This window comes from Parabacteroides sp. AM17-47 (genome assembly GCF_003434625.1).
Taxonomy (GTDB): Bacteria; Bacteroidota; Bacteroidia; order Bacteroidales; family Tannerellaceae; genus Parabacteroides; species Parabacteroides distasonis.
On the sequence record NZ_QTLI01000048.1, the window covers coordinates 1 to 7,931 of the forward strand.

Here is a 7,931-nt window from a genome sequence, read left to right on the forward strand (position 1 = left end):
ACAATTATCTATGCGACTTCATGTCGCACCCACGGCGTATCCAAATGATGGATTGCGACACACCGTTTCTGCGCGTTCACACCCGTTCCGAGCATGGAAGTGGAACCGAACAGCACGCGCACCGTTCCGGCGTTCATGGCGTCTATCACCCCCTTGCGTGCCTTGTCGGTCTTGCACTCCTGAATGAAGCGCACCTCGCTTGCCGGGATGCCGTAGTCCTCCGTCAGCTTCCGCTTTATCTCGCTGTACACGTTCCATCCGTCGCCCGGCTGGTATGTTCCCAGATCCGAGAACACGAACTGCGTGCCTTTCTGCGCGTCGTATTTGTGGTAATACTCCGCAATCGTCTTGGCGCAGTGGGAAGCCTTGTTGTCGGGGTGGTCCTCATAATGCGGGTCTATCATGCGCATGTCGAGAGCCATCTTCCGCGCGTAATCGGTGGCGATAAGCATCTTCGCCTTCTCCTCCGTTTCCGACAGGGGCGGTCTGCCCAGCAGCGTGGCGTCACCCGTCTTGGCGAACTGCATCAGCTGTTTGATGAAATACTCTTGGTCGGGCGTGGGAGGTATGTGATGCAGTATCTCGTTCTTACGCGGACGATCCACACCCACGTCCTCCGCCGTGCGGTAATCGGTAATCTCGTTGTAAAAGTAATGGGGGTGAATGTAATCGACTGATTACTAATAAAAAGCAGAATATATAATCTGATAAGGTGAACGACTAAGAAACGAGCGAGTTTCTTTCCCTTTCTTTATTCTGCAAAGTCTCAAAGAACTCTCTGTTTGATGTTGCAAAGATAGCGATATAATTCATATAAGCAAAGTATTTACGTTGTTTTTTCAATGAAAATCAACCTTAGACATTTCTAATTCTATAAAATCGCCATTTTAAGGTATTGCATATATCTATGAACAATGGTAATTTTGCAAAATGATAATCAAAAGAATTCTTTTAATCTTCATCATTCTACTTCTGCTGTTTCCCACTGCTAATGCTACTATTTTGAATTTAGTTGTGGGTGATACTATATACCCTACTCGAAAACATGTTTCTTCATTACATAAAACGATAGAACTCGATGAAGTTCAAGTTATTGGACAGCGGAAATTGTTTTCCATAAGAAAAGACACCACGTTTATCAATACTGATTGCCTTCGAGTAAGGAAAGGTGCTAACTTGGAAGACTTAATCAGGAATATTCCGGGCATGGAATACGACAAGGCGAACAGGCAACTATCATTCAAAGGAAAGCCATTGAACGGCGTAAACATCAATGGCGAGACCTTTATGGGCAACGACATTATCGCAGCGTTGGAGAATATGCCAACCGATGCAGTGGAACTACTGAAACTGTATGACATGCTCAGCGCATTGGAGAAAATGACGGGAGTAGATGATGGTGCCGACAATTATGTGCTGGACATCAAGACCAAATCTACCTACAATGGCAGCCTGACAGGAACACTAACGGCTGAACACGGCAATCGCGACAGACGCAGGGATGAGGTACAGGGCAATCTATTCAATGCCGATGGCGAAAACACCTCGCTGACTTTGCGCTCTGACAATCTTAGTAATATGAACATTGGGGGAAACAATTTCCAAAACATATTGTCGGGCAATATCGTGAAGAAATTTGGTAAGAAAATTACGCTCAATGCAAGCCTCTCACTCAATGCCTTCCACAATGGAAGCGAGAATCATGACTATGATGAGCAATATCTTTCATCGGGAACAAAATATCGGGAATCAATGCTGCTTTCCTTGAGCAAGAATCACAGTAATGCCGCAAACATAAATCTGCAGTATAACATAGACAAAAAGACTTTGCTGAATATAAGTGCAAATGGAAACTTCGGACGGTCAGACAACCTGACTGACAACACAACATACCTATATGAGCGCAATACGGCTGCGGACACGCTGACCTCGGGAACGCTGCGAAATAACACAAAAAGCAATGGAAAGAATTACCATGTATCTGCCGACCTCACACGGCGGATTGGCAAGGCTGGGGCATCATTTACCGTGAAGGCGACACTTGGCGGTAACTCGAATGAAACTAATAATACCAGCCTTTCACTGACGAAATTCCACCACCTGCGCAACGCTGTGGGCGGAGATTCACTACTGTTGCGCAATCTTTGCCAACAACTGCCCACCCTGCGCAACGAAAGCAGAATATCATTGCAATATACCCATCCTTTTGGCAAACAGTTGAAATTGCAGACAGGGTACGGACTGCATCACGAAGAGGATAGAAACACAAGCAACACTTACGACTATACTATACCGAATAGACCATACATAGATAGCCTAAGTTATGAGAACACACTATCTATATGTGGGCAGGAACTCACCCTGAGAATGGATTATAAGGGTAAGCAATGGAAGATAAACAGTGGCATTGATGTAGAATGGCAACGCAGGAATATCTGCCGGCAACACAATTCGGAAACAGTGGACTATACAGTCAAGGCTACGGAATACAAGCCCAAGTTCGGCGCAAAGTGGAACAACGGAAAAATAGAAGTTGAACTGCGTTATAACGGAAACACACAACAGCCTTCCATACAGGCTTTGCTGACACTTGATGACAAGAGCAACCCGCTGTCCGTGAAGATAGGCAATCCGCAGTTGAAGCCAGCCTATCAACAACAACTGTCCATCAGATTAAATGAGAGAAAATATGGTATTACCTTTATGGGCAATTACCACAACTCGTTCAATGATTTTGCAGAGGAAGTAACGTATGACTCAAATACTGGCGCACGGACATACAGAACTGTCAATATCAACGGAAATTATTCTGTGGACGGGATGCTGCAATGGCAGAAACAAGTGAAGCGTCTGATGCTCTCTGGTACTATGAGAACTTCTTTTAAAAACCACGTCTATCTCTTTCACGAACAAACGTACGGTAATGCTTTGAAGAGCAAGACACATACAACGGGTAATGAGGTTAGCCTACGATTGAACTACCAGCCGAAATGGGGGAATATTGACCTACACGCCAGTTGGCAACTCTACCGTTCCAACAACTTACTGACAAACACCCATGTAAATACCATTGACTACGACTGTGGCATCAGCGGCACAGTAGAACTTCCCCACGACATTGAAATATGGGGCGATGCAAATTGTCATCTGCGCCGAGGAACCTATTCAACCACAGATGATGACCAGTGGCTATTGAACGTGGGAGCATCGTGGCGTTTTCTCAGGAAGAAACAAGCCACGCTCTCATTCAAATGGAACGACATTCTGAATAGGCGAAGGGACCTCAACCGTTCCGTTTCAGGTTACGGGTATCACGAGAGTTTCCGACCGCAGATACATAGTTATGCCCTCGTATCGCTGCGATACCGTTTTAGCCTTACCAAAAGTAAAACAGATAAAAATTCTCACAAACAGCAAAATCCTAATAAATAAGGATTGCAAAAATAAAAATAAAATCAAAAGAAATAGGTATTGTGAAATCCAAACAAGGCTCCTACCTTTGCAACTCAAAACAATTAATTTATTATCGAAAATGAAAATAGTAAAGAATTTAACATTACCAGTATTGGTATTCCTTGTGATGGGACTTGCCTCATGTAGCAGTGATGATAATACAGTTCATTACAGCACAAACTCCCTTAAAAATACAGAATTGATGACTGTGTTGAAATCGAAAGGTTATCAGTTCGACAAAGACGGTAAGTTGGAACTCAACGATTTGGCCAACAATACCACATCGCTTGACCTTAGCGGTACAAACCTGAAGGATCTCAGCGGTCTTGATATTCTTCCAAACCTAAAAGATGTAAAACTCTCCAATAACGGGTATGGACCTGTTTTCGACTTCGCTCAGCTGCCAGCACAAATTACCGGTGTAGATTTGACGGGCAACGACATTTATGACTTTGAAGGACTGGTGAATGTAAAGACGGAAGAGAATGGTGATGAAACCGTAACACAGTTGCACAAAATCACAAAATTGTACTTGCCACAGACAGCAAAGTTCAACATCAAAGACCTTGTGCGTTTCTATCGAGAGAAGAAGGCAGAGATTGAGTCTGGAAGTATAGACGTGAAGATGGAAACAGCAAAAGGCGACTTGCAGAAATACAATACCATTCGCGAGATACCTGATGAGAATATAAGGGCTAATTTCAAAAAATATTTTTCCAGCATCTTTGATGAAGACGGTATTCATATTGACATCAGCAAGCGGTTAAGCAACAAAGATAGGTCGAATGCCTGTGTATTTAATAAGTGGTATGGAGTAGCCACTGCTGAAACACTGGAAGGGGTACAATATATTGTGAACAATCCTTATTGGGACGGCAAACTTCTTACTGTAAACCTGACAAACAAAGCGAAACTCCCATACCTGAGACCCTGTAGCGGTCTCATGACCTTGTCATTGACAGACGTGGATGCCTCTGAAGGCATCAATCTTGAGGATGCTACAAACATGACAGGTCTCCTATGGGTAAAGGTTAGCGGTATTAGCGAAATAGATTTAAGCCATAGTACCCTGTTTGGTCAGAGAGCGATTGAGCAGGAACAGGATGGTCCCGGTGGTTCCTCACTTGTTTTTGTAGAATGCCCGGATTTGAAAAAGATAGCTTTACCGGAAAAAAGCGGATTGCGATCTTATATGATAACATTTGCGAATATGAAGAGTTTAGAACAGGTAGATTTGTCCAAATTTAAGATGATATCCAATTTGGAACTTGGTGGTTTATCTGCGAATTGTCGTGTTACCTATCCGGAATTGACGGAATTTCATACCTACGATAAAAAAACCTCTTTTGCGTGTACGCAAGACGTGTTTGACAGACAGGAAACAAAAGACTTTATCAAGAAGTATCTCAAGGTCTTGACCAGTGGTGGTGGCTACATAGATGGAGTTGAATGGTCATCACTAATTAATAATTAACAAAACATAAAAAAGATGAAACATTTATTTATTTCTACCGTATTGACGGTAATCAGCATTTTAGGATTTGCAGTAAATTCTAATGCGCAGACAGGTACTTACAATGGTACGTTGAGTAACATTACTATGAATGGGAAATCATACAATGATGCTACAAATCAGAGCTTTACATTGACAAGCACTGGTGGTAACCTGTATGATTTGAGAGGTACAGTGGGACCTATTGGCAAGATGCCAGGAACAATCAAAGTAGAACTTAAAGTTTCTATCAACAACGGAGTTGTTACAGCAACGACCCCCATAGGCGGTTATGCCGGTAAATTGATGTTGTTGGATGGTGGATTACCCATTAAAATTAAATTATCCAGTTTTACAGGCTCTCTTGTAAATAATGAACTCCATTTCGTTCTTGACACATACGCAGGTTGGCAATTTGTTCCTGTCTTCCCTGCTTCTGTTACTTTTGACGGTACGCTACAACCATAACAAGGCGACATGCGATTCATAACAGTAAAATGTATCCTTTGCCTCTTGGCAGTGTTCTTATTGGGTTTATCTTCCTGTAACAGTGATGACAATTTGGAACAAAAAGCCCCCGCTCAGGAATACCTAAAAGAGGCAAAGGATATTTTGTCAGGAGATATTGTCCTTTCCACAAAAGCGACAATGAACACGGTCGATAAGACCCTCCTGCCCCAAGGATGTCCTACTAAATTTAATTTCAATTGGGAGAAGGACAGTCTTCGTCTGACGCTCGATGGCTTTACCGTAGGCAAGATGCCATTGATTGTGTATTTCTCATGCAAATGTAAGTTTATGCAACTCAACTCTTGGGAAAAAGACGAATATAAAGGGGATGGCTGGATAAAGTTTAAGGGTAAGGACGGTAGCGTTACGGGAAATCCTAAAGATGATTCCGGAGTACAGCAAGGAAGTGGCGCAGGTGTAGAAGGCTATCTGAATGTGAAAACAAACCAGATTACATTCATAGTTGATTACAACATGATGAACGTACGTTCCGAGTGTTTCTTGCAGACCATCGACAAGAACCGTATCAACAATTACGAAGCCGAGTTTGCCCAATACGAGAAGGACTTGGCAGCCTATAAGAAGGAACACGGATTGTAATACGTTACAAATATGACAATAAAGGAAGTGAGGGGCTGTGAGTGCTTTCACTTCCTTTTTCAATAATAAAAAGAAACGATGCAGAAGAAAGGATTCTTATTCTTACTCCTTTGCCTGCTTTTGGCGATAAGCGCACAGGCACAGCGCAGGGTAAGGATAACCATACTTGAGAAAGATACGCAGCAACCTTTGGTAGGGGCTACTGTGCAATATGCCACGAGCAAAGAGATGTTGGATGTTAAGAATACCATTACCGACATTGAAGGCAAGGTGATATTAAGTATAGAAAAGGGAAAGGAACTATACTATAATGTCCATGCAACGGGCTTCGTCCCCGTAAAAGGAAGTGTGCCGCCACAGGAAAACAACATAAAGATTGTTATGCGCGAAGACGTGCTGCACCTGAACGATGTCGTTGTAACAGGTTCACGAACAGAGCGCCCCGTAAAACTTTCGCCCATTACCACACAGGTATTGGGCGGAAAGGCACTCGTTGATGCAGGGTACAGCGACCTACAACATGCCCTGCAACAAGAGACACCAGGACTCAACATTCAGAAAGTGGGTTTCGGCAACGAAATCTCGATGCAGGGACTCGACGCGCGCCACGTTCTCTTTCTGCAAGACGGTGAACGAATGACGGGCGATATGGCAGGCAACCTCGACTACGAACGCTTTAATCTGCACGCCATCGACCGTGTGGAGATTGTAAAGGGTGCCAGCAGTACTCTGTATGGCAGTCGTGCTTCGGGTGCGGTCATCAATCTTATTTCTAAAAAAGCGACCAAACCATTGGATATTCAGGCAGGTATGCGCTGGGCACAGATGAACGAGCGCAACTACAAAAAACGGCACATAACAAACAAATTGGCAATAGAGCCGGTGAAGTACTTCTATTGAACTTTTGTGCAATGTTGAAGATTAGTAATTCTATTCAACATTTGTGCTAAAAGTCGGCTCCATCGCCAATTTGCCAGCCGTTATGCGGCAGCTTAAAAAAAGACGACACCAAACCAAAAAAATCATCTTGACAACCACCCGACTTTGAACTACGAAGGATGAAATTTTTCAGGGACAACTTCCAGCATTTCCAAAAAACAGTTTAACCATTGACTTGGAGACAAACAAACAATTTGAGCATTAAGGTTTAAACCGAATTTTTCCGAAATTGACCTGACCTGACTTTTCCTGAAAATCGACTTTAAAGCTGTTTTTACAGATAAATCAGGTTTCTCTAACAGACAGGAAATAAATGCTAAGTATTTGGCTTTAAACTTAAAATCAAAAAATAAGTGTTTTCTTTTAATGTTTAACAGGGCTGATTTGACAGTTGGCGGTGGCAAGAAACTTTCAGGACCTACCTCATAGACAAGTTTCAAATCAAAAAAAGTATGATAGAAAACGGTATATGGATTGTAAAGCTTCCTCGAAAATAACTTTTGTGTAGGTTCTAATTGAAGGATAATGGAACCTCCCAGAAAATTTCCAAGACTCTCAAACATCAGGATTTTGAAAATATCGGAAGTAATGCCATAAGGAATATTTGACACCACTTTGAAAGGAAATTTCGGAACTGCAAAATTCCTAAAATCACAACCGACAACTTGAACATTTCGGGCATCAGAAAATAATTTTCGTAAATGTTCAACCAAAGCTGTGTCGTTTTCAATAGCAACAACATTGTTGGCGATTTTTAATAAATGAACAGTAAGAAACCCCTTGCCTGCCCCAATATCTAAAACCGTATCCTGATTACTTATATTTGCTTGTCTTATTGCATCTTTTATTAGCACTTTATCAATAGTAAAGTGCTGACCCGTAAAACGAACGGGCAATTTCTTTTTTGTCATTAGTAACTTCTTACAGGTGAATACTT

General features: G+C 42.4%; 5 protein-coding genes and 2 pseudogenes. 5 read left to right on the forward strand and 2 right to left on the reverse strand.

Going from position 1 to position 7,931, the window contains the following annotated elements:
* Positions 1-8: 8 nt before the first annotated feature.
* Positions 9-650, reverse strand: a pseudogene (locus tag DW205_RS21755) (DNA methylase); the annotation flags it as partial.
* Positions 651-930: 280 nt separating this feature from the next.
* Here DW205_RS21755 and DW205_RS21760 point away from each other — a divergent pair.
* The 5 genes and pseudogenes from DW205_RS21760 to DW205_RS21780 all read left to right on the forward strand — a co-directional run.
* On the forward strand, positions 931-3,432 hold the full coding sequence (locus tag DW205_RS21760; protein ID WP_008822855.1) for an outer membrane beta-barrel protein: 2,502 nt from the start codon (positions 931-933) through the stop codon (positions 3,430-3,432).
* A gap of 100 nt (positions 3,433-3,532) precedes the next feature.
* The gene (locus DW205_RS21765) at positions 3,533-4,927 is read left to right on the forward strand and encodes a leucine-rich repeat domain-containing protein (protein WP_020967129.1); all 1,395 of its coding nucleotides are present in this window, start codon (positions 3,533-3,535) and stop codon (positions 4,925-4,927) included.
* A gap of 15 nt (positions 4,928-4,942) precedes the next feature.
* Entirely contained in the window at positions 4,943-5,413 is a 471-nt protein-coding gene (locus DW205_RS21770) for a hypothetical protein (protein WP_008822857.1), read from the forward strand.
* Positions 5,414-5,422: 9 nt separating this feature from the next.
* Positions 5,423-6,055, forward strand: coding sequence for a DUF4903 domain-containing protein (locus tag DW205_RS21775; protein ID WP_121963166.1), 633 nt, complete (start codon positions 5,423-5,425; stop codon positions 6,053-6,055).
* Between the two features lie 78 nt (positions 6,056-6,133).
* Positions 6,134-6,901 (forward strand): annotated as a pseudogene (locus DW205_RS21780) (TonB-dependent receptor plug domain-containing protein); the annotation flags it as partial.
* Between the two features lie 203 nt (positions 6,902-7,104).
* Here the strand turns inward: DW205_RS21780 and erm(F) are convergent.
* Positions 7,105-7,905, reverse strand: coding sequence for a 23S rRNA (adenine(2058)-N(6))-methyltransferase Erm(F) (erm(F), locus tag DW205_RS21785; protein WP_004359035.1), 801 nt, complete (start codon positions 7,903-7,905; stop codon positions 7,105-7,107).
* Between the last annotated feature and the right edge of the window lie 26 nt (positions 7,906-7,931).